Origin of the sequence: Pelotomaculum terephthalicicum JT (genome assembly GCF_022410535.1) — a bacterium.
GTDB lineage: Bacteria > Bacillota > Desulfotomaculia > Desulfotomaculales > Pelotomaculaceae > Pelotomaculum_D > Pelotomaculum_D terephthalicicum.
The window spans coordinates 1-24,680 of sequence record NZ_JAKNBL010000028.1 but is presented as its reverse complement, the minus strand read 5'-3'; the positions used below and the strand labels follow the sequence as shown (position 1 = coordinate 24,680).

General features: G+C 48.9%; 22 protein-coding genes and 1 pseudogene. 4 read left to right on the top strand and 19 right to left on the bottom strand.

All coding sequences use genetic code 11. The features are described 5' to 3' along the window. Window positions 1-20 precede the first annotated feature (20 nt). The 3 genes from L9W92_RS13710 to L9W92_RS13700 are packed head-to-tail and all read right to left on the bottom strand — an operon-like array spanning window position 21 to window position 4,127. Complete coding sequence (locus L9W92_RS13710; RefSeq protein ID WP_240084317.1) at window positions 21-1,313, bottom strand: glycosyltransferase family protein; 1,293 nt, start codon at window positions 1,311-1,313, stop codon at window positions 21-23. Between the two features lie 25 nt (window positions 1,314-1,338). Further along, a complete protein-coding gene (locus tag L9W92_RS13705; protein WP_240084316.1) occupies window positions 1,339-2,685 on the bottom strand; it encodes a nucleotide sugar dehydrogenase in 1,347 nt (448 codons plus the stop codon). Between the two features lie 23 nt (window positions 2,686-2,708). Beyond that, on the bottom strand, window positions 2,709-4,127 hold the full coding sequence (locus L9W92_RS13700) for a polysaccharide biosynthesis protein (protein ID WP_240084315.1): 1,419 nt from the start codon (window positions 4,125-4,127) through the stop codon (window positions 2,709-2,711). A gap of 472 nt (window positions 4,128-4,599) precedes the next feature. Here L9W92_RS13700 and L9W92_RS13695 point away from each other — a divergent pair, with 472 nt between their 5' ends. The 3 genes and pseudogenes from L9W92_RS13695 (at window position 4,600) to L9W92_RS13690 (ending at window position 6,287) form a co-directional block, all read left to right on the top strand. Then, window positions 4,600-5,412, top strand: a complete 813-nt coding sequence (locus tag L9W92_RS13695) for a class I SAM-dependent methyltransferase (protein WP_240084314.1) — start codon at window positions 4,600-4,602, stop codon at window positions 5,410-5,412. Between the two features lie 245 nt (window positions 5,413-5,657). Beyond that, window positions 5,658-5,731 (top strand): annotated as a pseudogene (locus tag L9W92_RS19525) (transposase); the annotation flags it as partial. A 322-nt stretch (window positions 5,732-6,053) separates the two neighbouring features. Then, the gene (locus L9W92_RS13690) at window positions 6,054-6,287 is read left to right on the top strand and encodes a glutaredoxin family protein (RefSeq protein ID WP_312038102.1); all 234 of its coding nucleotides are present in this window, start codon (window positions 6,054-6,056) and stop codon (window positions 6,285-6,287) included. Here the strand turns inward: L9W92_RS13690 and L9W92_RS13685 are convergent. The 12 genes from L9W92_RS13685 to L9W92_RS13630 form a co-directional block, all read right to left on the bottom strand. Beyond that, window positions 6,284-7,897: a peptidoglycan D,D-transpeptidase FtsI family protein gene (locus L9W92_RS13685; RefSeq protein ID WP_240084312.1), complete on the bottom strand. Its 1,614-nt coding sequence runs from the start codon at window positions 7,895-7,897 to the stop codon at window positions 6,284-6,286. The two genes, L9W92_RS13690 and L9W92_RS13685, sit on opposite strands and share 4 nt — an antisense overlap. A 220-nt stretch (window positions 7,898-8,117) precedes the next feature. Further along, complete coding sequence (locus L9W92_RS13680) at window positions 8,118-9,338, bottom strand: peptidase U32 family protein (RefSeq protein ID WP_240084311.1); 1,221 nt, start codon at window positions 9,336-9,338, stop codon at window positions 8,118-8,120. After that, on the bottom strand, window positions 9,335-10,426 hold the full coding sequence (gene mltG, locus L9W92_RS13675; protein WP_240084310.1) for an endolytic transglycosylase MltG: 1,092 nt from the start codon (window positions 10,424-10,426) through the stop codon (window positions 9,335-9,337). Before mltG ends, L9W92_RS13680 begins: the two co-directional genes overlap by 4 nt. 62 nt (window positions 10,427-10,488) lie before the next feature. Then, window positions 10,489-12,039: a VanW family protein gene (locus L9W92_RS13670; protein ID WP_240084309.1), complete on the bottom strand. Its 1,551-nt coding sequence runs from the start codon at window positions 12,037-12,039 to the stop codon at window positions 10,489-10,491. Between the two features lie 136 nt (window positions 12,040-12,175). Further along, window positions 12,176-12,439, bottom strand: coding sequence for a DUF1292 domain-containing protein (locus L9W92_RS13665; RefSeq protein WP_240084308.1), 264 nt, complete (start codon window positions 12,437-12,439; stop codon window positions 12,176-12,178). A gap of 104 nt (window positions 12,440-12,543) precedes the next feature. Further along, on the bottom strand, window positions 12,544-12,969 hold the full coding sequence (gene ruvX / locus L9W92_RS13660) for a Holliday junction resolvase RuvX (protein ID WP_240084332.1): 426 nt from the start codon (window positions 12,967-12,969) through the stop codon (window positions 12,544-12,546). Between the two features lie 29 nt (window positions 12,970-12,998). After that, on the bottom strand, window positions 12,999-13,946 hold the full coding sequence (locus L9W92_RS13655) for an aldo/keto reductase (RefSeq protein ID WP_240084307.1): 948 nt from the start codon (window positions 13,944-13,946) through the stop codon (window positions 12,999-13,001). A gap of 23 nt (window positions 13,947-13,969) precedes the next feature. Then, window positions 13,970-14,233 (bottom strand): IreB family regulatory phosphoprotein, encoded by a 264-nt coding sequence (locus L9W92_RS13650; protein ID WP_282442368.1) that lies wholly within the window; start codon window positions 14,231-14,233, stop codon window positions 13,970-13,972. Between the two features lie 92 nt (window positions 14,234-14,325). Next, window positions 14,326-15,729 carry a UDP-N-acetylmuramoyl-tripeptide--D-alanyl-D-alanine ligase gene (locus tag L9W92_RS13645; protein WP_240084306.1) on the bottom strand — a complete coding sequence of 468 codons (1,404 nt, stop codon included), beginning with the start codon at window positions 15,727-15,729 and terminating at the stop codon, window positions 14,326-14,328. A 21-nt stretch (window positions 15,730-15,750) separates the two neighbouring features. Further along, window positions 15,751-17,217: a UDP-N-acetylmuramoyl-L-alanyl-D-glutamate--2,6-diaminopimelate ligase gene (locus tag L9W92_RS13640; protein ID WP_240084305.1), complete on the bottom strand. Its 1,467-nt coding sequence runs from the start codon at window positions 17,215-17,217 to the stop codon at window positions 15,751-15,753. A gap of 14 nt (window positions 17,218-17,231) precedes the next feature. Next, complete coding sequence (gene dapF / locus L9W92_RS13635) at window positions 17,232-18,059, bottom strand: diaminopimelate epimerase (RefSeq protein ID WP_240084304.1); 828 nt, start codon at window positions 18,057-18,059, stop codon at window positions 17,232-17,234. A 22-nt stretch (window positions 18,060-18,081) separates the two neighbouring features. Then, window positions 18,082-19,245 (bottom strand): trans-sulfuration enzyme family protein, encoded by a 1,164-nt coding sequence (locus L9W92_RS13630; protein WP_240084303.1) that lies wholly within the window; start codon window positions 19,243-19,245, stop codon window positions 18,082-18,084. A 310-nt stretch (window positions 19,246-19,555) separates the two neighbouring features. Here L9W92_RS13630 and L9W92_RS13625 point away from each other — a divergent pair, with 310 nt between their 5' ends. Next, the gene (locus tag L9W92_RS13625) at window positions 19,556-20,023 is read left to right on the top strand and encodes an N-acetyltransferase (protein WP_240084302.1); all 468 of its coding nucleotides are present in this window, start codon (window positions 19,556-19,558) and stop codon (window positions 20,021-20,023) included. Here the strand turns inward: L9W92_RS13625 and alaS are convergent. The 4 genes from alaS to L9W92_RS13605 all read right to left on the bottom strand — a co-directional run. Beyond that, a complete protein-coding gene (gene alaS / locus L9W92_RS13620) occupies window positions 20,020-22,656 on the bottom strand; it encodes an alanine--tRNA ligase (RefSeq protein WP_240084330.1) in 2,637 nt (878 codons plus the stop codon). The two genes, L9W92_RS13625 and alaS, sit on opposite strands and share 4 nt — an antisense overlap. A gap of 109 nt (window positions 22,657-22,765) precedes the next feature. Further along, a complete protein-coding gene (locus L9W92_RS13615; protein ID WP_240084301.1) occupies window positions 22,766-23,857 on the bottom strand; it encodes an AI-2E family transporter in 1,092 nt (363 codons plus the stop codon). A 54-nt stretch (window positions 23,858-23,911) separates the two neighbouring features. After that, window positions 23,912-24,085, bottom strand: coding sequence for a YrzR-like zinc ribbon domain (locus L9W92_RS13610; RefSeq protein WP_240084300.1), 174 nt, complete (start codon window positions 24,083-24,085; stop codon window positions 23,912-23,914). Between the two features lie 141 nt (window positions 24,086-24,226). After that, window positions 24,227-24,680, bottom strand: a 454-nt coding sequence (locus L9W92_RS13605; RefSeq protein WP_312038101.1) for an aminomethyltransferase beta-barrel domain-containing protein, incomplete at its 5' end; no start/stop codon positions are given.

Sequence of the window (24,680 nt, the reverse complement as noted above, 5' to 3'; positions counted from 1 at the left end):
TGCCTCCATATCTTCAGCAATCAGCCAGTAATCGACTTTCTTTTAACCAGGCGGCCGAATATTCTTGTTAAAGTCCAGCTCCCTTGCATGCCTTCACTGATTAAAATAAAAGCTATCATTATTACTTGCAGGCGAACGCGATAAAGGCCGCCCATATTGGAAGAACCAAGGCTGTAAATAAATCCGAAGAATACAATTACGAGCAGGAAGAACAAACAGGCGCCCCGCTGATGCCGCCAGAGTTGTTTTGCTCCTCTAATAAAATAGTAGTATGAAATATACAAGAATATCATTTCCGGCACTGCGATAATACGTATTTGGCCGACGGACTGCCATGGCAGAGGTGCAAAAAGGAAGTAGAATATCCCGACAGGCAAATATTTTAGAGCGTCGGCATAACTGTTAAAAGCTACTTCTCCGGCAAAAGCAGCCTCGCCGTAAGCTCCTTTTTGGTGCTGCTCCCCGATTGTTTCAATACTCTGGCTGAGGATATAATCCGTTCCCAAAAAACCATATCCCATTTGCTGCAAAGCAAGCCCGGCAATTAGAAAGATCGCCAGTGTATAAGCAAACCTCTGCCACCAAAGAAATTTGGTAGCAGTAAAAATGTACGAAACGCTGATACAAATGGCCAGCAATATCCCCACGTAAAACCGGAGCGAGACCAGCGCCATCAGCAGCAGGCACATAAACAGCACTTTTCCGATCTTAAACCTTTCCATCAGCTCAAGGTTTTGCTTAACGATTAGGGTAATTAAAAAAATTATTAAACTGTCTTTCAAATTTAAACTTGACCAGAGAATTGCCGAAGGGAAAAAAGCAGCAAGAACAAAGCTGATCCTGGCCGCCCTCGCTCCGCTTAGCTTCAGAGAAATAAAATACAGGCATAACCCTGTACCAATAGCCGCAATGCTGTTTAATACACGGAGCAGGTCCGGCTTAAATCCCGCCAGGAAATAAAACAGACCGTTCCAGTATAAATAACCGTAGTTGGCTTTGTTTATTACTATGCTTTCGCCTTCATGCCAGGTATCGGAAATCAGCCGGCCCATGTACTCATAATAAAGCGCGTCTGAAGTATTGACATAGCTGATAAAAGCTGTATCAAAGCTGTGCGTCGCCACAATAAAAAGCAACCTGACTAAAAGCGCGCCCAGCGCCAGTTTGAATAAAAATTTTCGATCAGGCGCCGGGACCTGATGCGCTCCGGCTAAGTATAAAATAACAGCGCCGAATATCAAGCAAAGCGGTATTACCAGCATATTCCCGGCCGTAAGAACACCAGCGGCAACCCCTATTAGTATTAAAAACACAACAAAAATCTTGATCCTTCCCCCCTTAAATTTTTGTTATTTTGTCTTTTCCTTTCCGTACATTTTTAGTCGCGTTGCGCGTGTCCAAAATAAGCCTGGCGTGCTCAGCAACCCATTGATAATCAATGCTAGAATGATCAGTTAGAATTAACACACAATCCGCCCCGGCTATTTCTTCCCTTGTAAGATTCAAGCTTTGCATATATCCTTCATGCTCACCGGAAAGCTGGAATTTTGGCACGTTAGGATCATGGTAGACAACTTCAGCATGGTTTTGCTGAAGAAAATTAATAATTCTCAATGCCGGGGATTCTCTTATATCATCAATATCTTTTTTATAAGCAACACCAAGGACTAATATTCTCGCTCCATTCAAACATTTTTTTTGCTTATTAAGGATGGCGGCTAATTTCTGAACAACATACTCTGACGCTTGCATGTTTATTTCTCCGGCGAGGTCGATAAAACGAGTGTAAAAGCCGTAGTCTTTAGCCTTCCAGGCCAGATAAACCGGATCAACTGGTATACAGTGCCCCCCTACACCTGGCCCCGGGTAAAAGGTTTGAATGCCAAAGGGCTTGGTGGCGGCAGCATCCACAACCTCCCAAATATCAAGACCCATCCTGTCGCAGAGAATCATGAACTCGTTAACCAGGGCAATGTTGACCGACCGGTAGGTGTTTTCGAATATTTTGGTCATTTCCGCGGCGGCAGGGGACGATACCGGTACCACCTGCTTCATGCTCTGGCTGTAAAAAGCGCAGGCCACGTCCCGGCACATGGGAGTGACTCCACCGATCACTTTCGAGATATCCCTGGTGGTATAACGCTTGTTGCCGGGGTCAACCCTTTCCGGGGAAAAAGCTAAAAAAAAGTCCTTGCCGACAGTGTGGCCTGTTGATTCCAGAATAGGCAGAACCACTTCCTGGGTTGTTCCCGGAAAAGTAGTGCTTTCCAGGCTAATTAGCTGATTTGTTTTGAGCCGGCCGGCTATTTCCCTCGTTGCCGAAACAACGTAGGAAAGATCCGGCTGGTTCATTGATTTTAAAGGAGTCGGCACGCAAATGATGATTATGTCGGCTTCATTAAGCAGATCAAAACGGTGATGCGCGGCCAAATTACCATTTTTAACCAGGGCTCGCAGGTCATTTTCAGAAACGTCCTGAATATAATTTTCACCGTTGTTTATCTGTTCCACCTTTTCTATATCTTTGTCTATGCCCATCACTGAAAATCCGATTTTGGCCTGTTCAACCGCCAGCGGCAGGCCAACGTAACCAAGGCCGATTACCGCCACTTCGGCTGACCGGCTGTTTATTTTTTCTATTAATTGTTTCCCCGGGTGTTCCCCTTGCTCTTTGTATTCCGCCATTCGGAAGACACCGTCCCAAGTGATTATTTTCTAAAATCAGGAATTAATTTTTGCAATAAAACAATTATTTCATGTTCCCGGAAAGAAAAGCCCGGACTTTCCAGAACATAGAGAGAGGCCTCCAAAAGGTCAAAGTCTTGCCCGCACCCGGATACGGCAAAAATACGTTCATGCCCGGCGGGTATGGTTTTCTCACCCTCACCTACCAGTTGCTCAACTAATTTCTCACCTGGGCCAATGCCGGTAAACCGGATCGGTATGTCTTTTTCAGGCTCAAAACCTGAAAGACTAATCAGCTTTTTAGCTAAATCAAGAATTTTCACCGGATTACCCATATCCAGAATAAAGATCTCTCCGCCCTTGGCCAGAACACCGGCCTGGATAACCAACTGCGCCGCCTCAACGGTAGTCATAAAATAACGCTCCATGTCGGGATGGGTAACGGTGACCGGACCGCCCCGGGCAATTTGCCTCTTAAACAAAGGGATCACACTGCCCCGGCTCCCTAAAACATTGCCGAAACGAACAGCGACAAAACGAGTTTTCCCCCTGCCGTTCATCCTCTGCACAATCATTTCCGCCACACGTTTTGAGGCTCCCATAATGCTGGTGGGGTTTACTGCTTTATCCGACGAGATCAGGACAAAGATACCGGTACCGGCCCGGCAGGCCGATTCGGCCAATATTTTCGTGCCGGTAATATTATTTTTTACCGCCTCTTCCGGGCACTGTTCCATAAATGAAACATGCTTATGGGCGGCAGCGTGAAATACCACGTCAGGCCTGTGTTTGTCAAATAACCGCCTCATGCGCGATCGATCTTTAATGTCGCCTATTTCAGGGATGAGCTGTAAGCCCTGAAAATTTTCCCTTAACTCAAGTTCAATTTCATAGATGCTGTTCTCTCCGCGTCCCAGCAAAATTAATTGTCCTGGAGCAAATTTCGCAGCCTGACGGCTTAGTTCGGAGCCGATAGAGCCACCGGCGCCGGTAACCAGCACGCTTTGGTTGGTCAGATATCCGGCTATCCGCTCCACATCCAGCGTTACCGGCTCCCGGTCAAGCAGGTCGCTTACCTCAATATCCCTGATTTTGCTGATTTTTATCTTTCCTGTAATCAGATCGTAAAAACCCGGCAGGATTTTTAAATGAGCCTTGCTCTGATGGCATTTTTCAATGATCTGGCCGATAACGCGGCCGGACGCTGAAGGTATCGCGATGATAATTTTTTTAATATCATAACGGTGAACAATCGCCAGGATGTCATTCCTGGTTCCTAAAACCGGCAAACCATGCAATACTAATTTTTGTTTTTTGAGATCATCATCAATAAAACCAACTGGTTTTAAATCATTGCTTTGACTTTGGCTAAGAACATCAGCCACAACTCCTCCCGCCACCCCGGCGCCGATTATTAAAACAGGCTCAGCCTTGCTTGCCACAGTTTTACCTCTTTTCAGCCCAAGCCAAATGCTTCTATTTTGCCAAAAATACACCTAAAGCATGATATGGGAAGGCGGCAGAAAAGGTTACTGCGATACCACGCCGCATGTGGTCGGTTCGCAGTACTAATACTGTCGGCAGGTCAAAAATAAAGCCGGCCTTTACAATTGATAAATATTTGCCTAATTATTGCCAGAAACAAAAATACGTTCCTTAAGGGCAGCCAGGTTGTAGTAGGTTATAACCGTAATGAACTGGATAAACTCTTTCATAACAGAAGGCCCATCTAATGGTGGCCTTCTGTTATTACCATACATATATTCCAATAGGTACCAATAGATAGACATAGCACTAATGATTCATATTTTTCATATATAGTAAATGATGAATTAAAAATAGTTCTATAATTTTAGGCAGGTCTCTGATATATTCACATATCAAAAAAGTAATTGAATGATTGGAGTAAGATTAATGACTTCTCGCGATGATACTATCAGCTCTATGCTCAAGTTGCCTGAAGATACTATTGAGAAACCGGATTTTTCTTTAACAGGTGCACAATTTAATGAGTTAAATGAAGATTTTATAAATAAACCAAAGATGAAAGATATTGGCAGATGGCATGTTACAAGATTTGTAAAAACGGTTTCGGAAATCCTCCCTTATGGAACAATCATATTAGATGCCGGAGCGGGAGAATGTGCTTATAAAAAATTCTTTTCACACTGCAAATATATTTCAGTTGATCTGGCAGTTGGAGAGGAGAAATGGAATTATCATAACTTGGATTACATAGCGCCCTTGGACGATCTTCCATTTGATGATTCATCGTTTGAAGCTATCCTCTGCACTCAAGTATTGGAGCATCTGGAAAGACCTGGTGAAGCAGTAAAAGAATTGTACCGCGTATTAAAACCTAGTGGGAAACTTTTTCTAACTGCACCAATGGCCCATAAGGAACATCAAGTACCATATGATTTTTATAGATTCACTTCATTTGGATTGGAATCCATATGTAAGGACGCTGGATTTGATGAAATTACAATAACACCGTTTGGAGGCATGTTTACAAGATGGGCATATGAAATTCCCAAGATCCTATCTTTTATACCGGGAGCTGGTATTAGAACTGGAAAATTGCGATTTAAAGGTATTATTTTTTTACCGTTAAAGGTAATTTGCTTATTAATAGTTCGTCTAATTCAAATTTCTTTTCTTTTCATTGATCGATTTGATAGAGCAAAAGATTACCCTTTCGGCTGGTCTTTAACTGCACAGAAATAAATTTTTTGTAAAACCAATATTTTAGTCGATACACAACAATTGTTCTAAGAAGTTTTTTATTCCTGTAAAGTTATTGTCAAGAAAATTCCGTGATAATATCTGTACTGCCTAAAGCAATGTATGCGTCAAAACCTGCTTAAGTTTTATGGAAGTACCCAAGAATACCAGAATCTAAAGCTTTTCCGGAGTTTCTCAATCAGTACTACGAAAAAGACTGGTATAAAATCGCGGCCAGACAAGGACTTCTAACGCTAAAAGGCGTTGAATTCATCCGGCGATTTTTGATGCATATACTTCCAAAGTTTTTGTCAAAATCAGACAGTAAATTCAAGAAGGTCAAATATCAAAAGGTAATAATAAAAAAATGAAATCCCGTAGCTCTACAGTGGCCGCGACTTCGTTCTTCTAGGCCAATCAAAAATTTTGCCTATAGGGCTTTCACATTGGGATTGTTAAGGCTCAACTATTAGCTAATACCTGATAGTTGAGCCTTTTTACGGGTAAACTTCCGAATTGATCCCTTCAAGAACCGTCCCCATGACATACTCTATGACACACTTGCAGCAATTGTCAGAAATATTGCGTATAATCCTCATTGCATTTATCGAAAACTAATAAGAAAGAATACTGGAGGGATACACATGGAAAAAGAAGTAACCGTTTACACAACACCCACCTGACCCCATTGCACCCATGTGAAAGAGTTTCTTTCAGACAAGGGCGTGAATTACAAAGAAATCAACGTGGCGGCGGACTCGCGCGCCCGGGATGAAATGATCAGGAAAACCGGGCGGATGGCCGTGCCGACAATAACTATGGGCAGCCAGGTAGTGGTAGGTTTTAACCGTAACGAATTGGAAAAGCTGCTTCATTAATCAAAACGCAAAATCTGTTCCATTATTTCCCTGAAAACAGGCGCCGCCGATTCACTGCCGCTGGCGCCGTCTTCAACCAAAACGGTGACAATATAGCGGGGATTGACCCGCGGGGCGTAGCCGGTAAACCAGGCGTTCACCGATTGTTTACTGTTGCCGGTCTGCGCCGATCCCGTCTTGCCGGCGCTTCCATAGAACGGCACAGAGGCTTCTTTCCCGGCGCCTTCGTCAGTTGCCAGTTCCAATAAATCGCGCAGCACAGCGGCGGTATCAGGCCGGATTGCCTGGCGGCCGGCGTCTGAGGCAAATTCTTCGGCCGCCCCTCCGCTGCTTTTACGTACTTCTTTTACAAGACGCGGCACCCGGTAAACACCGTCGGAAACAACCGCGTTCACCATAGCCGTGACTTGGACGGGACTAACCAGCACAGGCCCCTGGCCGACACTGCTGTTTACCAAATTGTAAGGCTCTCCAATCAGGCTCAAATCCTGGCGCGGGTCGGGTGTCACCGGATAGCCTGTGACAGACTGGTTGTCCAAACCCAGCTTTCCGGCATACCCAATTATTTTTTGCGCGCCCAGACTTAAACCTACCCTGGCGAAAGCAGGATTGCACGATTCGGCAAAAGCGCGGGAAAAAGTAATGCTGCCGTGCCCCGCGTCATTCCAGCAATGAATTAAATTATCTTTTGTCCCGCCGCAGGTAAACAAGCTGTCGGTGCCGGCAACACCTTCCTCCAGGGCAGCCGCGGCAACCACAATTTTAAAAATAGAACCGGGCTGATAAAGAGCGGTGCAACGGTCAAAAAAACGCTCCCCGCCGCCTTCCCGCAAATAATCTTCCACCCGTGCCGGGTGGAAGGCCGGACGGCCCGCCATGGCAAGCAAATCTCCCGTGCCCGCCTCCATTACTACCACCGCGCCTTTGATCGCCTTATTGTCCATCACATCTTCCACAACCTGCTGAATCCGGGCGTCAATAGTCAGCACCAAATCCTGCCGCCTGCCGTCCCTGCCCCCCTCTTCCACCGTTAATACAGAGCCGTTTAAAATATTGCCGCCCGCATCGCGGTAAACTCTTGCCGACCGCTCAGGTCTTTCACCTTTCAACTCAGACTCATACATCGACTCAAGACCGATTTTGCCGACCACATCACCGTAATGATATACTTTATTGCTCTCACTGCTTAATGTGGACAACTCTTCCCGCGAGGTGATTTTTCCCAGGTGGCCGGTTACTTGAGCCGCCAGCGGCCTGTCCCCGTAACGAAAATTTACCGGCAGAACCGCCACGCCTTTCCAACCACGCTCTTTTACCGCCTCCACCTGTGCTTGCGACAACTGGTAGGGCAGGTAACAAGGAGCGCCGTTCAGCAAACCCGCCAGGACCGTGCGCGGCACGTCAAGAATTTCTGAAAGACCCCGGATTACTTCCTCTTTCTCTATGATGGAAGGGAAAACCACAATTCTCTCAGCTTCTTGCCCACCGGTCAAAGAAACCAGGTTCCTGTCCAAAATCTTTCCCCTGCACACATCTTCCAGGGAAACATAAATGCTTCCCTGTTCCAGAGCCATAGCGGCATATTTTCCCCCGTCCCTGATTTGAATCATCCAGAGGCTTCCAATTAAGAGAACTACGATTATAATAAATAAATAAAAAACCACAACTTGTCTTTTCTGAATTAAAGAACCCATTATTTCCTGGTCCTTCCATGCAAGTATATATTAGAGCTTAGCCGGATATGTAGATAGTTATACATAGACGCTGCAATTTAAAAGGACAGCAAGTATTTCACGCTGTCCTTGATTTAGAACATATACTTAATAATTATCATTCCAGCGGCTTTCTCAGCATGGAGTATTCTTGCAGTTCTCTCTGCACTGGTATTCTGACAATTTGCTGCGGGTGCGGGGCGGCCTCTATTGAGTTCCCTTCTTCGTCGTAAATAGCGCTGATCTTAAGCTTTAAAGGCCCTCCCGTCGGCGTAAGTATTTCCATTTCGTCACCGGCGGCGAAGCGGTTGCGCTGCTCCACAACCGCCAGCCCGGTATGCGAATCGTAGCCCCGAACCAAGCCGGCAAAGGAATAGCGACGCCGGTAAATCTTACTGTGATAATGCTGGCCCGCCGCGCCCGGGTTTCCGAAAAGAAAACCGGTGGTGTATTCACGGTGGCTTACCTTGCTGATTTCCTCAAGCCAGGCGTCCGGGTTCCAGCAACCCGACCCGACGGCAAAAAAAGCGTCGATTGCCTCACGGTAAGCTTTCACAACCCCGGCCACGTAATGGATACTTTTCATTCTGCCTTCGATTTTAAAACTGCTGACGCCGGCCGCCGCCAGCTCGGGAATGTGCCGAATCAGGCAAAGGTCCCGTGAACTAAGGATATACGCGCCCTTTTCATCTTCTTCAAAGGGCAGGTACACTCCCGGTCTTGTTTCCTCCACCAGGGCGTACTTCCAGCGGCAGGACTGCGCGCAGTCGCCCCTGTTGGCATCTCTGCCGGCGAAGTAGTTGCTCAACAAACAGCGCCCGGAATACGAAATGCACATGGCGCCGTGGACGAATACCTCCAGTTCCACCCCCACCCGCTCCCGGATTTCCCTGATTTCATCAAGTGACAACTCGCGGGCCAGAATGATCCGGGAAACACCCTGTTTTTCCCAAAAACGCGCCGCAGACCAATTGGTGGTATTGGCCTGCGTGCTTAAATGCACCGGTAACGCCGGATGAAACTTTCTTACCAGCTCAACCACGCCCGGATCAGATACAATCACTCCGTCCGCGCCGGCCGCCCGGACAGTGTCAAGATAACCGGGCAGGACAGTCAGATCGCTGTTGTGCGCGAATATATTTACCGTAATATAAACCCGGACTCCCTTTTCATGAGCAAACCGTACCCCGGCAGCCATTTCTTCTTCACTGAAATTTCCCGCGCCGGCGCGCAGCCCAAAAAGCCGTCCACCCAGGTAGACGGCATCAGCACCGTAAAGCACGGCCACTTTCAATTTTTCCAGGTCTCCGGCAGGCGCCAGAAGCTCCGGTTGCTTCACTGCAGATACCTCTCTTCATTGGCATTGTGCTCCGCCAGCGTTCTGGCAAAGGCATGGGAGCCGTCCGGCTTGGCAACATAATAAAAATCACCTGTCACTACCGGATGAACCGCCGCAAGCAATGAGGACCTGCCGGGCGCGGCTATCGGCCCGGGCGGAAGCCCTTGCGCGCGGTAAGTATTATAAGGTGAATCGACTTCCAAATCTTTATAGGAAAGCTGCGGCTTGTTAGCTCCCAGGGCATATTGCACCGTCGCATCGACTTGCAGGAGCATGGAGCAAGACAGGCGGTTATAAATTACCCCGGCTATTAACGGCTTATCCTCCTCAATTTTTGCCTCCCGCTCCACCAGCGAAGCGATGGTCACAGCCTGGTGCAGAGTCAGCCCCGCTGCCAGCGCCAGCGCAGTATAGTCAAGATCATTTATTTCCTGCTCAAAACGGCTCAGCATCAGCTCAATGATGGCACTTTCACTGATACCCCTGGTTACCTGGTAGGTATCCGGAAAAAGATAGCCTTCCAGACGCTTTTCATTTTTCGGCAAATCCCGGATAAAAGAGTAGCTGTAATCGTCGTTGGCAACCGCCCTGTAAAAACGCTCCCGGTTAACCAGCCCCTTGCTTTCGAGCAGGTCGGCTATTTGGGCGGTGGTAAATCCTTCGGGCACGGTAAATGTCTGGACCACCAGGCGGCCGTCAATTAATTCAGCCAATATTTGCGACATTGAAAGCCCGTTGTTCAGCATATACTCACCAGCCTTGATCTGTCCGTCCTGCCCTTTCCACCTGGCCAAAAGACTAAACGCCGCAGCGCTCCGCACCAGTTTATTTTGCCGCAGGATATCCCCCACCTGCCCGGCGGACGCCTGCAGGGGCACAGTCACGATCACATCCCCGGCCTTGCCGGGCGGCGCCACGGGCGACAGCAAGACCAAGGCGCTGATAGCAATAGCTGCCAGACAAAAAATAATTGACGGGATTAAAAGGCAAAACTTATATCTCACCAGCCATCTGCCCGCGGTTTTTTTTTCTTTTAACTTGCCCATGCCAAGCCTCATAACATATCTTTCCGTAATCCTATTTGACACGGATTATTGAACGCTGCCGCACCGTTAACCTGGTTTGCCGCAATCCCGCTCCGACTCGCGCCTCATTGATTGGCGGAAGGCTTTAACGCAGGGATCGCCTGATTAACCGTTTGGTTTACGCTGCTTTCCGTCCCGCTGTTATTCCCGCCATTCACACCGCCCATGTTCTGATTTGTATTGCTCTGGACGTTTCGACCGCCAGCCGGCTTGTTTGCCCCGCCCGCCCCCGGTGAAGGAGTTGAGGGTGCAATTTGCGGCAGGGCTTGTTCCAAGGTGCCAACCGCAATCACTTTATTCACCGGACTATATTCACTGGAAGAAAGATATTCTCTTTTTTCCACCGCGCCATTTGAAAAGAATACCCGCTCCGCTGACGCTTTAAACCCTTTCTGGCCTTCCTGCTTAACAACCTGCTCGCCTTTAAGCAGGTTGGGATCATTCTCGTAAACCACACCAGGCTCGATCTCCTGAGTAACCCAGGAACTCACCCGCACATCTTTTTTATAGGCGGTATTGCCATATATCTTTAAACCAATCTGCCCTCCGGAAACAAAAGACTTGATAAAAATGTAACTTTCCGTATTGTTGCGAAACCTAAAATCTATCTCGTCGTATACCACGGTGGCGTCCCGGCCGATTGGCACATAGGTGACCGGCAGGGAGTGGTTGGAACGTTCCACAATTTCCAGGCCGGCCAGCAGGACACAGTTATAGAGGGTTGTGGACACCTGGCACACTCCGCCTCCCACGCCATCCACAAACTCATTGTTGACAATTATGGGAGCAGTCTTATAGCCCGTTTCCGAACTACGCGGGCCGACTACTTTATTAAAAGACACCTCATGTCCCGGGCGGATTAGTTGTTCGTCAAAAGCGTGCGCCGCCACGCTGATATTATAGGTGCGGCTTACTTTGGCGGGATCAAACCAGGTGGTATAACCGGCCAGGAGGCCGTTTATCCCCATCGACTGGACCATCTCAGTCGAACGGGCGGGCGGCACGGTAATCATGGCCATTTCCACTTCCGGTTTTTGACTTTCAACAATGGCTGAGGTAAGGTCGACCGTCAACTTTTCCATATCTATGATTGTACCGTCTTTCGCCGGCCGCACGGAAACCGCGTCATTTGCGTCTATTATAAAATTCGCGTCGACAGGATCAACGGTTATGCCGCGGGTCAACTCTTTCACCCGTTGACTCAGCCTATCCTGATCAAACCCAACAGCGGGAGAAATGATCATGCCGCTTTGCTTTAGCTGCTTTCTGTCCCGCCACTGCTGGATCAGGCTGCCCTTTCGCCCGGCCTGGAGGGCCGCGTCCATTACCGCCTCCTCATCCAGTTCAAATCCTGCTTCATTTAACAGCAACGGCCAGCGCTGGTCCTGATAACAAAGCGTCACCTTGGCAGCCCGCAGGCTTTTTTCCAGTTCAGAAAGCTTTGCCGCGCCTTCCGGCTTGTTTAAATTTCCCAGCTCAATGCCCATAACCTCCACACCGGGCAATACCTTCTCTGATGTGGAGCTAAAAAACCCCGAGCTAAAAAAAACCAATGGCGTTATAAGTGCAACTACGGCTAGCACACATACCACAACGCGGGTGCTTCTCACGGGCACAACCACACCCCTTATTTTAATCATTTACATAATGATATGTTCGAAAACCATTAAACAGTCATCCACAGACCACGCGCCAACAATAAAAAAGCCGCTTGCGGAGTCAAACTCCTCAACCAGCCACATTATCTAAATTTCACTCAACTTCTTCCAAGTTTATTCTCTCTTCCCATGCGTCAGCGACTTTCTCCCATTCCTCATCTTCCTCAATATCGACTAGCAGCTCGTTTCCGTCGTCATCATATGTAATTTTCAGGATGATCGCCTCTTCGCTGTCTTCCTCCACAGGCAACAAGATAGCATATTCAGAACCGTCCACCTCTATGATATCAATGACCATAAAGTCATGTTCCGCGCCTTCTTCATCAATCAGAGTTATTACTTCTTCTTGTTCGGCCACCGTTTTCACCTCTTCAGCAATTTATTGATAATATTACACCTAAGAATGGTCACAAGTCAAGAAATTCTAACATTTCATTCAGTATTGAACAACCCTGGCCATTTCTAGCTTCCGGGGGATGTTTTCCTGCTGCGGCTGTCGAGATAGCCCTGCAGGATTAAAGCGGCAGCCATTTTATCAATCACCTGCCGCCGTCTGGAGCGGCTGAGATCGGCTTTAATCAGCAGCTTTTCCGCCTCCGCTGTGGAGAGGCGCTCATCCCACAGTTCGACGGGCAGATGAAGCGCTCCCGATAACCGGTTCGCAAAGGTCTTAATTTTTTCCGCACGCTGGCCGGAACTGCCGTTCATATTTATCGGCAACCCGACAACTATGCGCTCAACCTCGTATTTTCGGGCTGCCTCCGCAATCTTTTTTATATCCGCCTCGCGTGAACCTTTGCTGACAATCACCTCCACCCCTTGGGCAGTCCATCCCATCGGGTCGCTGACTGCCACACCAATTCTTTTATCCCCCAAATCAAGGCCCATTATCCGCTCCAAACAAAAAATCCCCTTAATTAAATGACTTTAATACAGAATTCAGGGCAAACCGATCCGCAGTAACCACAAAGAGTGCACTTCGCCATGTCTGCCACAGCCTTGCCGCCGGACAGGCTTATCGCGCCTGACGTACACCTTTTTACACATTCGCCGCATCCGGGACACCATTCCTCGATACATAAGCGCCGCGGCCGGCGGGCCACCTTTGCCTCCAAACTTGACGGAACAGTCTGTCCACTAAAAAGACGCGTGTTATAATCGACTTCATCCCGGGAGCTCATCCCCACCGCCACAGAAGCCAATTCAGGTATAGATAAAATATAATTCAAGGCCTCTTCGGAACGACTCAGCAGATGCCCCCCGCCCAACGCTTTCATAGCGTAAATCCCTTTTCCAGCATTAAAGGCTTTTCTGATGGCCTGGAGCATGTCTTGCGCCGTACCTCCCCTGATCCCTATCCCCGCCATATTGAGCAGCGGGTGGATCACATCTATCTCCGGAACAGCGGCGGCGCCCAGCACTCCTTGCACATGGTGAGTGGACACACCGATGGCGCGCACAAGACCTTTTTCCCTGGCTTCCAACAAATATTCTATAGCTTCCCAGTGACCTTTTATCGTTAATAATGATTCTTGCTCATGCAGCATGAAAACATCTATATAATCTCTGCCAATCAGCTTAAGCGCTTTTTCAACGCTCTCCCGCATACCCTGACCGGTATAGGCGTAACATTTTGATACCACGACAACTTCCCGGCCAAAATCCCGGAGCGCTTCACGAATATAAGGATAAGTGCCATAAAGCTCCGCGGTGTCAATAAAATTTACCCCCGCTTCCAACGCCTTGCGGATCACGCCGGCTCCTTCCGCCAGGGGCAGGTTGGCCTGCAGCGGACCAATGGTAAGCGCCCCGAAACACAAGCGGGATACTGTTATGCCCGTCCTTCCAAGCACCCTGTACTGCAACTGCCGCCATCTCCTGTCAAGGGTCAGATACTATTTCTGAGATAATATTTTACCAGTTCCTCCAGCAACTCATCCCGTTCCAAGCGGCGGATCAAACTGCGGGCATTCCCGTGACTGGTAATATAAGCGGGGTCTCCTGACAGCAAATAGCCGACAAGCTGGTTAATGGGATTGTATCCTTTTTCAACCAAGGCCGCGTAAACCTTAAGCAAGATATCCCGCGCCTGGTTATAATCCTCGCCTTGAATTTTAAACATCATAGTCTCGTCAGTATTATCCCACGTCATCGCGCGAACCCCCTTTCCACCATTGTATTTACTAATATTCTACACCTGCTTTTCATTTCCTCCATTGCTAAATATAACTATAAAAGATATTCTTAGTATTCCCCATTGCGACACACGTCCATAACTTTATCTTTTATTCCCGCGACAATTTCCTCCGTACGCATGCTGCGCGAACCTTTTACCAAAACAGCGTCGCCGCTTTTGATCATTTTTTTCAGGCTTTCCAAGGCGCCTTTATTATCAGCATACTTCTCCACCCCCGTACATCCTCGTACAGATTCTATGCCCTCCGCTATCCACGCGGCTCGCGTGCCAACCGTCAAAACCACGTCAATACCGTATTCCGCCGCTTTTACCCCCAGATCAAAATGACTTTGGTAAGCAAACCGTCCCAGTTCCATCATGTCGGCAAGCACGGCGATACGTCTTTTGACGCCGTTCATGCCGGCCAGCACCAACAAGGCGGCCGCCATGGAATCCGGACTGGCGTTGTAAGTGTCGTCAATAATATGCAGATCACCTGATTCCAGCAGCTGTTGACGCATCTTTTCGCCTTTGAACGCAGACAGTCCCCTTGCGGCCGCGTCAAGCTCAATGCCGTTTTGACATGCTGCCGATAAAGCCGCCAGAGCGTTATAGACGTTGTGCCTGCCCGCCGCCGGAACGTAAACTCTTTGCCTGCCTTCAGGATATACGAATTCAAAGCTGGAACTATTGTTGCCATGTTCCACACATTCAGCGCGGTAGTCACACCAGTCAGCCAACCCGTAAAAAAACGTCTTGTGGCGCATTTTCCCTTTATATTCCGCAAGCAATGGATCATCACCATTCAGAATAACGATTCCATTATTATTCATGCCGCGAGTGATGCTCATTTTTTCACGCTGTATGTTTTCCAGCGAACCCAACTGCTCAATATGTGAAATCCCTATATTAGTCACCACGGCAATATCAGGCTTCGCAATTAAAGACAGCTCTGCTATTTCACCAAATTCGCTCATTCCTATTTCCACAACGCCGGCTTCATGCCGGTCTTCCAGCATAAGGATCGTCAACGGCAATCCGACCCTGCTGTTAAAGTTGCCTTCTGTCTTCAAAACACACTTTTCCGCTGACAGCGCGGCGGCTATCATTTCCCTGGTGGAAGTTTTCCCTGCGCTGCCTGTCACCGCTGTAACAGGGATATTAAAGCGCCCGCGGTGATAGCAGGCGATATCCTGGAGTGCCTTGCGAGTATTATCAACAGCAATCCACACACCTTCACCGACGACATCATCTTTATGCCGCTGGGTCAGCACTCCCGCCGCACCATTTGCAAAAGCGTCTTCAATAAAATCATGTCCGTCAACCCGGCTGCCGATAATCGGCACAAACAATGAGTTATTCCCTTTTTTTTTCGAATCCGTATGCACCAAAAGAAACTTTTTGTCACGGCTGCCGCAAAGCAGCCGTCCTCCGGCAGCGTGCAGCACCTGCTCAACACTCAGCGGTTTCATGGCCACCACCTTAGCTTGCTTTTAACGGTTTAAGGACTTTAGAACATCCGCGACGATTTCACGTTCATCCATGTGATATTTAGTGCCGCGAATTTCCTGATACTGTTCGTGCCCTTTACCCGCAAGCACCGCGATATCGCCCGGCTGCGCCGTTTCTATCATGTAACGGATAGCCTCTCGCCTGTCGTGAATTTTTACATATTTTCCTTCCGTCGGCTTAATACCCTGCTCAATGTCCTTGATGATCTCCTCAGGATCTTCATCACGCGGGTTGTCCTCGGTTAAGATAGTGAAATCAGCCAACCTCCCGGATATTTCACCCATTTCAAAGCGCCGCCGCCTTGCGCGGTTGCCGCCGCAGCCAAATAAGCAGATCAACCTTGCAGGCTGGTAAGAGCGAAGCGTATTCAACAGGCTCTTCAGGCTGACGGCATTGTGGGCGTAATCTATCAGCAAGGTGAAATGCGGCAGGGCCTGCACAAATTCCAGGCGGCCTTTGACCCTGATGTTTTCCAGCGCGAGGCTGACGGCGTCGGGGCCGACCCCTAAAAGCAGACATGTCGAAATCGCGGCCAGAGCGTTGTATACGTTAAACTCACCAGGAACCCCCACGGTAATATCAAATTCCAGCCCCGGGCCGCGCAGCCTGAACATCACCCCAAGCCACCCGGGCCGGGCAAGCCGCTCTAGTTTTACGGCCCTGAATTCCGCATTGTCACAAAACCCAAATGTAGTAACCTTACAGGTACTCCCTGTCAAAATTTCCTGGTGCTTAGGATCGTCTATGTTAATCATGCCATGCCGGCACATTCTAAAAAGTTTTGATTTGCACTGAAGGTAATCCGCAAAGGATGCATGTTCATTGGGGCCGATATGATCCGGTGAAATGTTAGTGAAAATACCGACATCAAAGTCAGTCATCGCCACGCGTTCCATCATCAGTCCTTGCGATGAAACTTCCATGACGGCGCTGTCACAGCCATTATCCAGCATCTCCCTGAAAAGCTTTTGCAAATCGTAGGACTCCGGCGTGGTATTTCGCGCTTTGCTCTTCCGCTCCCCCACAATAGTTTCAATAGTGCCGATTAAGCCGGTTTTATGGCCGGCCTGCTCCAGAATGGATTTGATCATATAAGCGGTGGTGGTTTTACCTTTGGTTCCGGTAACGCCGATAAGTTTGAGCCGCCGTGAAGGGTGGCCGAAAAACGCGGCTGAAACATATGCTAAAGCGTAACGCGTGTTCTCCACATATATTACCGTCACGCCCTGTTGAACCTGAACCGGTTTTTGCGCCAACAAAGCTTTCGCTCCACGTTCGCAGGCGGCGGGAATAAATTGATGCCCGTCCGCGACCGTGCCTTCAATACAGACAAAAAGACTGCCGGGAACCGCTTTCCGGGAGTCGTACGCTATATCGGTGATCTCTATATCCATATCCCCGTCAATATGTGAATATTTCATCCCTTCGATAATCTGCGACAGCCTCATGACGATTCCTCCATCTATATCTCCCCGTCGAACACCCTTTCCGAGGGGCCTGTCAAAAAAATATGCCCGCTGCCGGCATCCCAGTCGATATACAACTCGCCGCCTATTTGCCTGACCACGGCTTTACGCTCACAACGTCCGGTAAGCACGCCGCCGACCACTGAAACACAGCATCCCGTGCCGCATGCGAGCGTTTCTCCGGTGCTCCGCTCCCAAACCCGCATTTTCAACGTGTTCCGGTCAATAACCTGGGCAAATTCAGCATTAACCTTTTTCGGAAAAATTTTATGATGCTCCATCGCCGGGCCATAACGTGCCAAGGGAAAAGTGTCCACATCATCGATAAAAGCCACCACATGCGGATTTCCCATTGACACGGCCGTAGCCATGAAAACACGGCCGTCAACTTTCAACGGCTGCTCCACATAAGCATCACCGGGGAAATCCACCGGTATTTTTAACGGCTCCAGAACAGGAATCCCCATATCTGCCGAAATCATGGAAACAAGACCATTTTTAACAGTCAGCTCCAATGTTCTAATGCCGGCGAGAGTTTCAATACTAAGACTTGATTCTTTCGTCAACCCATAGTCATATACATATTTGCCCACACTCCTGAGTGCGTTTCCACATATCTCCGCTTCGGTTCCGTCAGGATTAAACATCCGCATCCGGAAATCAGCTTTTTCAGACGGCAGGATTAATACAAGTCCGTCCGACCCCACTCCGTAGTGGCGGTTGCTTAAAAAAACCGCCCACTTTGAGGGGTTGTCAACTACCTGGTTTAAACAATTGATGTATATATAATCGTTGCCCAAAGCCTGCATTTTGGTAAACTTCATTTTCATTTTCCCCCAAACAGAACTAGGCCAACGCCTGGTCGAGATCATTTATTATATCCTCAACATTTTCTATGCCCACGGAAAGCCGGAGCAGCTTATCCGTGATTCCCACGCGCTCTCTAATTTCCTGCGGAATAGACGCGTGCGTCTGCACCATCGGATAGGTAATCAATGATTCAGTTCCGCCAAGACTCTCGGCAAATATGATCAACTCGACTTTTTGCAGCACTTGCTCAACCAGCGCCACGTCTTTCACTGTAAATGAGATCATGCCGCCGAAACCATCACTCTGGCGTTTGGAAATCTGATATGATTCATGTTCCGGCAAGCCGACAAAATAAACTCTTTCCACTTTAGGATGTGTCTTTAGCCAATCAGCCACCATAACAGCATTCTTCTGGTGTCTTTCCATGCGTAGCGCGAGCGTTTTAATCCCTCTGAGAACAAGCCATGAATCAAACGGGGACAACCCGGACCCCTCAGTTTTGAGAATCAGACGGAGCTTTTCCGCAAGCGATTCTTTTTCCACAACAACCAATCCCGCCATGGTATCATGATGGCCGGCAAGAAATTTGGTGGCGCTGTGAATAACAATATCCGCCCCAAACTCAATCGGTCTCTGAAAAAACGGAGTAAGAAAGGTATTGTCCACCACCGTCAGAATACCCCTGGATTTCACCAAACCCACAATTGCCGCGATATCAGCCACCTTCATCATCGGATTGGTCGGCGTCTCGATAAATACCATCCGGGTATTGGGGCGAAGCGCCTCCTCCACCTTCTCAACGCGTGAAGTATCCACATAAGTAAACTCAGTATTGTATTTTACCCAAATCTCCTCAATTAGCCTGTACGTTCCACCATATAGATCGTCGGAAACCACAACATGATCTCCCGCTCGAAGCATGGAAAAAATGGCTACCACTGCGGCCAGACCACTGGAGAAGGCAAAGCCGTACTTCCCGCCTTCAAGAATAGCAATAGTATCTTCGAGTTCTTCTCTGGTAGGATTCTGCACCCTGGAATAATCGTAGCCGGCTTTCTCGTAAAGAGCGGAGTGTCTAAATGTCGCAGTCTGGTAAATAGGGATGCTTATAGCGCCGGTCAGCGGGTCATACCCTTTATAACCATGAACAACTTTGGACTCAATTTTAATACCAGATTTTTTATTATTATCATCAATCATTTAGTATATCTTCCCTTTCGTTTTCTTCCATTTTCAATGGAATATTTAAAAATCTTAATTAATCAGCAGGTTTAATTATTAATTCTTTTTAGTAAACAAATATCCTGCTCATTATATAAAAAAGTATATATATTGCCATTTTATTCTAATACCATGTAAATAATTACCATAATTGGCATGGTCATAAATAATAGGGAATCAGTTCAACATATATTCTTGTCCACATCAATATAAATAGAAAGATTTATGTTTTACTACAAGCAGCACAATGGTTTATAATTGTTACTAATTTCAGGGAAAGGTGACGTAAATGATCTATCGTAAAGCTAAAATAACCGACGTTGAGCCGATTCACGCATTAATTACTTACTATGCCGACCGGGGACTGATGTTGGCGCGGTCTCGCGCCATGCTTTACGAGAGTCTGCGCGAGCTGACAATTGCTGAAGAGCAAGGTATGGTGATCGGCGCCGGCGCGCTGAATATTATCTGGGAAGACCTCGCTGAAATCCGGGCGCTGGCCGTGGCGCCGGAATACGCAGGACGGGGAATCGGCCGCAATCTCGTTAAAGCATTCATTGATGAAACGCGAGAGCTGGCCATTCCCCGTGTATTCGCCTTGACCTATCAGCAGGCGTTTTTTGAAAAATGCGGTTTTCAAATCGTGGCTAAAGAATCTTTGCCCCAGAAAGTCTGGAAGGAATGTGTCAACTGTCCTAAGTTTCCCAATTGCGAAGAGGTTGCCATGATTATTGACACTCGTAATCAGGACCGTTAATCCTTAATTTGACTCTCAGCAACCTTGTATGCTTTTTCCAGCGCGTCGCTCAGGCGTGACGGGTCCTTGCCGCCGGCCTGGGCCATCTCAGGCCGCCCGCCGCCGCCGCCGCCGACCATGGCGGCAATTTCCTTAATCATTTTACCGGCGTGTAGACCGCGGCTCAACAAATCTTTCGTCACCGCCGCCACCAGATTTACTTTATCGCCAACCGGGCTGCCAAGGACGATCACGCCGGTACCTATTTTATCTTTCAACAGGTCCACCATGCCGCGCAGGCTGTCCATATCCGGTGCGGCGGCCTGCCCGGCCAATACTTTTACTCCTTTAACTTCTTTCACCCGATCCAGCAAATCCTGGACCTGATACCTGGCCAGCCTGGCCTGGAGGTTGTCGCACTCGGCTTCCAGTTCTCTGACATTCTGAAGAAGACCTTCCACCCGGCGCGTCGCTTCATGCGGCGGCGCCTTGACCAGCCGGGCTATTTCCGCCAATTGCTCCTCGCCCGCTTCAATGTGGCGCAAGGCGCCTTCCCCGGTTACCGCTTCAATGCGGCGCAGTCCGGCCCCCACGCTGCTTTCGCCCACAAGCTTGAACAGCCCCGCTTCGGCGGTAGAACGCAGGTGCGTCCCGCCGCACAGCTCCAGACTAAAATCGCCCATTTTCACTGCCCGGACTCTTTCACCGTATTTCTCATCGAAAAGCGCGGCCGCTCCCATAGCGCGTGCTTCTGAAACCGACGTTTCAAAAACCTCCACCGGCAGATTGGCCAGCACCGCGTTGTTAACGATTTTCTCCACCTGCTTAAGCTCCTCGGGCGACACAGCGGCATAGTGGGTAAAATCAAAGCGCAGCCTTTCCGGCTCAACCAGCGAACCCGCCTGGTGGACATGCCCGCCCAGCACTGTTTTCAACGCTTTTTGCAAAAGGTGCGTGGCGGAGTGGTTGCGGCTTACTGCGGCCCGCCTGGAACGGTCCACCCGCACCAGCACCTGGTCGTGTTCCTTAATTGTACCGCTGATTACTTTGCCCCGATGAATAAAAAGGTTCTCCACCGGCTTGCTCACTTCGAAAATTTCTATTTCCAGCCCGGCAGCGGAAAATCTGGCATGGTCGCTTACCTGGCCGCCGGATTCAGCGTAACAGGGGGTGACATCGAGAACGAAATCCACGGTTTGCCCGGCTGTCGCCGATTTTACCCGCTCATCTCCCTTGAAGATGCCGAGCACTTCCGCTTCAGCTTCCAACAAGTCGTACCCGACAAAAACAGTTTCCCCCAGCTGCCCGCGCAGGTCCTTGAAAAAAGCGTCCCGTTCAGAAATGTATTCGGTTTCCTGCCTGGCGTTCCTGGCGCGCTGCCGCTGTTCATCCATGGCCGCCCCGAAGCCGTCCGCATCGACTGTCAGCCCTTGCTCTGCAGCCATCTCCTGAGTAAGCTCCAGGGGAAAGCCGTAGGTGTCGTATAATTTAAAAGCGTCGGCCCCCGGCACAACCGAACCGCCCGACCTTTTCAACCCGGCGATAATTTGGTTTAACATCTCCGTACCCTGGGCCAGCGTCTCCCCAAAACGTTCTTCCTCGGCTTGAATGACCTTCAGCACGTGTTCTTGCTTTTCAAGCAGCTCCGGGTATGCCGCGCCCATCTGCCGGATTACGGTGCGGGCCACCTGGTTCAGAAAAAGACCCTGCGTGCCCAGCAGCCTGCCGAAACGCACGGCCCGCCGGAGCAGCCGCCGGATCACATAGCCCCTGCCCTCATTAGACGGCAGGGCGCCGTCAGCCACGGCAAAAGTGATCGCCCGGCAGTGATCCGCAATTACTTTTAAGGCAAGGTCGGTTTTGCTGTCAGTGCCGTATTTAAGGCCGAGCAGTTCCGCCGAAAAATCCATAATTTCACGCAGAAGGTCTGTTTCAAAGTTTGAAGGAACATTTTGCAGCACCGAGGCTACCCGCTCCAATCCCATTCCGGTGTCTATGCCCTTATTGTCCAAGGGAGAGTAATTGCCCTCTTCATTTCTGAAATACTGGATAAAAACAAGATTCCATATTTCAATGTAACGGTCGCATTCGCAACCGACCGCGCATTCCGGTGAACCGCAGCCGCGCTCCGCGCCCAAGTCCACATATATCTCTGAGCAAGGGCCGCAGGGTCCGACGCCAATTTCCCAGAAGTTAGTGTCTTTACCCATTCTGACAATACGGCCGGCGGGCACACCGACCACCCGGTGCCATAAGTCAAAAGCTTCATCGTCATCCTGATAAACAGTTATCCAAAGCTTGTCCGGCGACAGGCGCAGTATTTCAGTCACATATTCCCAGGCCCATGGAATGGCGTCTTCCTTAAAATAATCCCCAAAAGAAAAGTTGCCCAGCATTTCAAAAAATGTGTGGTGCCGGGCTGTCTTTCCCACCGACTCAATATCCGGGGTGCGGATACATTTCTGGCAGGTTGCCACTCTGGGAAATTCCGATTTGGCGGCTCCGGTAAAATACGGCTTGAACGGCACCATTCCGGCAGCCGTCCAGAGGATGCTGGGGTCGCTTAAAGGAATGAGAGAGGCGCTGGGCAAAATCTTATGGCCCTTTTTCTCAAAAAATTTCAAAAAACTCTCCCTAATCTCATTGCCAGTCATCAAAACATAATGCCTCCTACTGCAAAAAAAACCATAATTTTCGCTCTAATTATACAGATTATACAGAATGAAATTGCCGGGTGTCAAGGAGAGAGGCATTTTGGAGGGATTAGCAGACGAACACTTTGCCGTAAATGAAACTGAGGATCACTCTTAAGACAGCCGCCACGGGAACGGCAAGCAGCATTCCCGTCAAACCGTAGAGTTCACCTCCGGCGAAAAGGCTGAAGATCACCACGAGCGGGTGCAAACCCACCTTGTCACCCAAGATCTTGGGGGAGATAATATTTCCTTCCAACTGGTGGATAATTAAAAACGCCAGCGCAACTTTCACGGCCAGCCACTTGGAATGCAAGATCGCCAGGCAGACTGCCGGCACCGCGCCGATCACCGGCCCGAAATAAGGGATTAACTCAGTTATTCCGGCAATAAGACCCAGCATCATGGCAAACTCCATGCCCAGAAAGGCCATACTAGCCGCTGTCAGCCCGCCGACAATGGCCGCCACGGAAAAATAGCCCCTGACATAACTACCCAAAACCCGATCGATCTCGCGCAAGATCCCGGCAACATCATTCCGCCACTCTTCAGGCAATATTTTAATAGTTTTTCTTTTTATTAATTCCAGGTCTTTTAAAAAATAAAAAGCGAGCACCGGCGCCAGGATTATTTTAAATACATATCCCGCCGCGCCGATTAAGGACGCCACGGTCAGCCTGACCTGCTGCAGAATTATATTTTCCAGCCAGCGAAAACGTTCGTCAATAACCTGCCTCATGCCTTCCGGAATACTCAGACTGACATAGCGGGACTGCACGGACCGGACAATGTCCTGGACCTGTTCGGTATACTGCGGGATTGTCTCAGCCAGGGTATTGAGCTGCTCGATAGTGCGGGGCAAACCGTACAAAAAAATACCCGCGCCGAAAAAGAACAGCGCCAGATATACCAGCAGAATCGCCCCCGTTCTTGATGTACCCCTTTTTTCCAGGATACTGACTAAAGGGTCTAAAAGGTACGTCAGCAAGACAGCCAATCCCAGGGAAAAGATTAATCCCTTGATTAGATAAAAAAAATATATGACAAAAAAAACCGCACCGCTTAAGAAAAGCAGTTTCTTTGCATTATTTTCATTCCACCAGGACAACTTTTCCACCACCAAAACATAAGTGGGGAGAATCTCCCCCCACTTAAAACTCAAAAAAGCCTTGCTGTTAAATTATATTCAGGAGTACATGTCACCGCGTCCCGCTCCCTAAAGCAGAAATTCATTTTGCGGGTCAAAAGCGACCAGACTGCCGTCTTCAGCCAACTCGTAAATCTGAACGCCTTCTTTATTAATCCGGTATTCCACACAACAATCCCAGCAATAAAACTGGTCAATACCAACTTTCCCAATGGCTTTGCCACCGCAGATCGGGCAAGTCAAGAGTTTCGCCCCCATTCAGCGATTAAATCCAAACTTTTAATTGCTATTATGTCCACCCGCCTGATAAAAAATGCACATGACAATACTTCTGTATACCCACTTCGCATTTGATAGCATATAAGCATAATCCAAAGGCGGTTTTTATTTCGCAATATCTATGGTGGCCCCGCCCACCAGGCAATCCCCGTGGTAAAAAGCGACTGCCTGTCCGGGAGTAATGGCGCGCTGCGGTGAGTGGAAGCACACTTTTACACCGCCGCCGGGCAAGGGAGCCATAGTGGCCGGAGCCGGCCTGCCGTTATAGCGCACTTGCGCCTCAATTTCCATGGAACCGGCCAGATCCTCATAGAGAATCAGATTCACATCCTCCGCTGTTAAACATGTGCCCATAATGGCCTCTTCAGGCCCTAAGGTGATAGCGTTGCTATTAGTGTCTATTTTTACCACATAAAGACGTTCCCCCGTTGCCAGGCCCAGCCCGCGGCGTTGACCGACAGTATAAAAAGGAATGCCCCGATGCTCTCCGATGATGTCGCCTTTCAGGTTCAGGAACGGGCCAGGCTTGATGTCAAACTTTTTTTCCTGTAAAAAACCA

What these genes read in the sequence shown, in the direction of transcription:
- L9W92_RS13705 (WP_240084316.1), bottom strand. Translation starts at nt 2,685, where the DNA reads ATGGCGGAATACAAAGAGCAAGGGGAACACCCGGGGAAACAATTAATA.
- L9W92_RS13695 (WP_240084314.1), top strand. Translation starts at nt 4,600, where the DNA reads ATGACTTCTCGCGATGATACTATCAGCTCTATGCTCAAGTTGCCTGAA.
- L9W92_RS13685 (WP_240084312.1), bottom strand. Translation starts at nt 7,897, where the DNA reads ATGATTCAAATCAGGGACGGGGGAAAATATGCCGCTATGGCTCTGGAA.
- ruvX (WP_240084332.1), bottom strand. Translation starts at nt 12,969, where the DNA reads ATGGGCCTTGATTTGGGGGATAAAAGAATTGGTGTGGCAGTCAGCGAC.
- L9W92_RS13650 (WP_282442368.1), bottom strand. Translation starts at nt 14,233, where the DNA reads ATGACGTGGGATAATACTGACGAGACTATGATGTTTAAAATTCAAGGC.
- L9W92_RS13645 (WP_240084306.1), bottom strand. Translation starts at nt 15,729, where the DNA reads ATGAAACCGCTGAGTGTTGAGCAGGTGCTGCACGCTGCCGGAGGACGG.
- L9W92_RS13640 (WP_240084305.1), bottom strand. Translation starts at nt 17,217, where the DNA reads ATGAGGCTGTCGCAGATTATCGAAGGGATGAAATATTCACATATTGAC.
- dapF (WP_240084304.1), bottom strand. Translation starts at nt 18,059, where the DNA reads ATGAAGTTTACCAAAATGCAGGCTTTGGGCAACGATTATATATACATC.
- L9W92_RS13630 (WP_240084303.1), bottom strand. Translation starts at nt 19,245, where the DNA reads ATGATTGATGATAATAATAAAAAATCTGGTATTAAAATTGAGTCCAAA.
- L9W92_RS13625 (WP_240084302.1), top strand. Translation starts at nt 19,556, where the DNA reads ATGATCTATCGTAAAGCTAAAATAACCGACGTTGAGCCGATTCACGCA.
- alaS (WP_240084330.1), bottom strand. Translation starts at nt 22,656, where the DNA reads ATGACTGGCAATGAGATTAGGGAGAGTTTTTTGAAATTTTTTGAGAAA.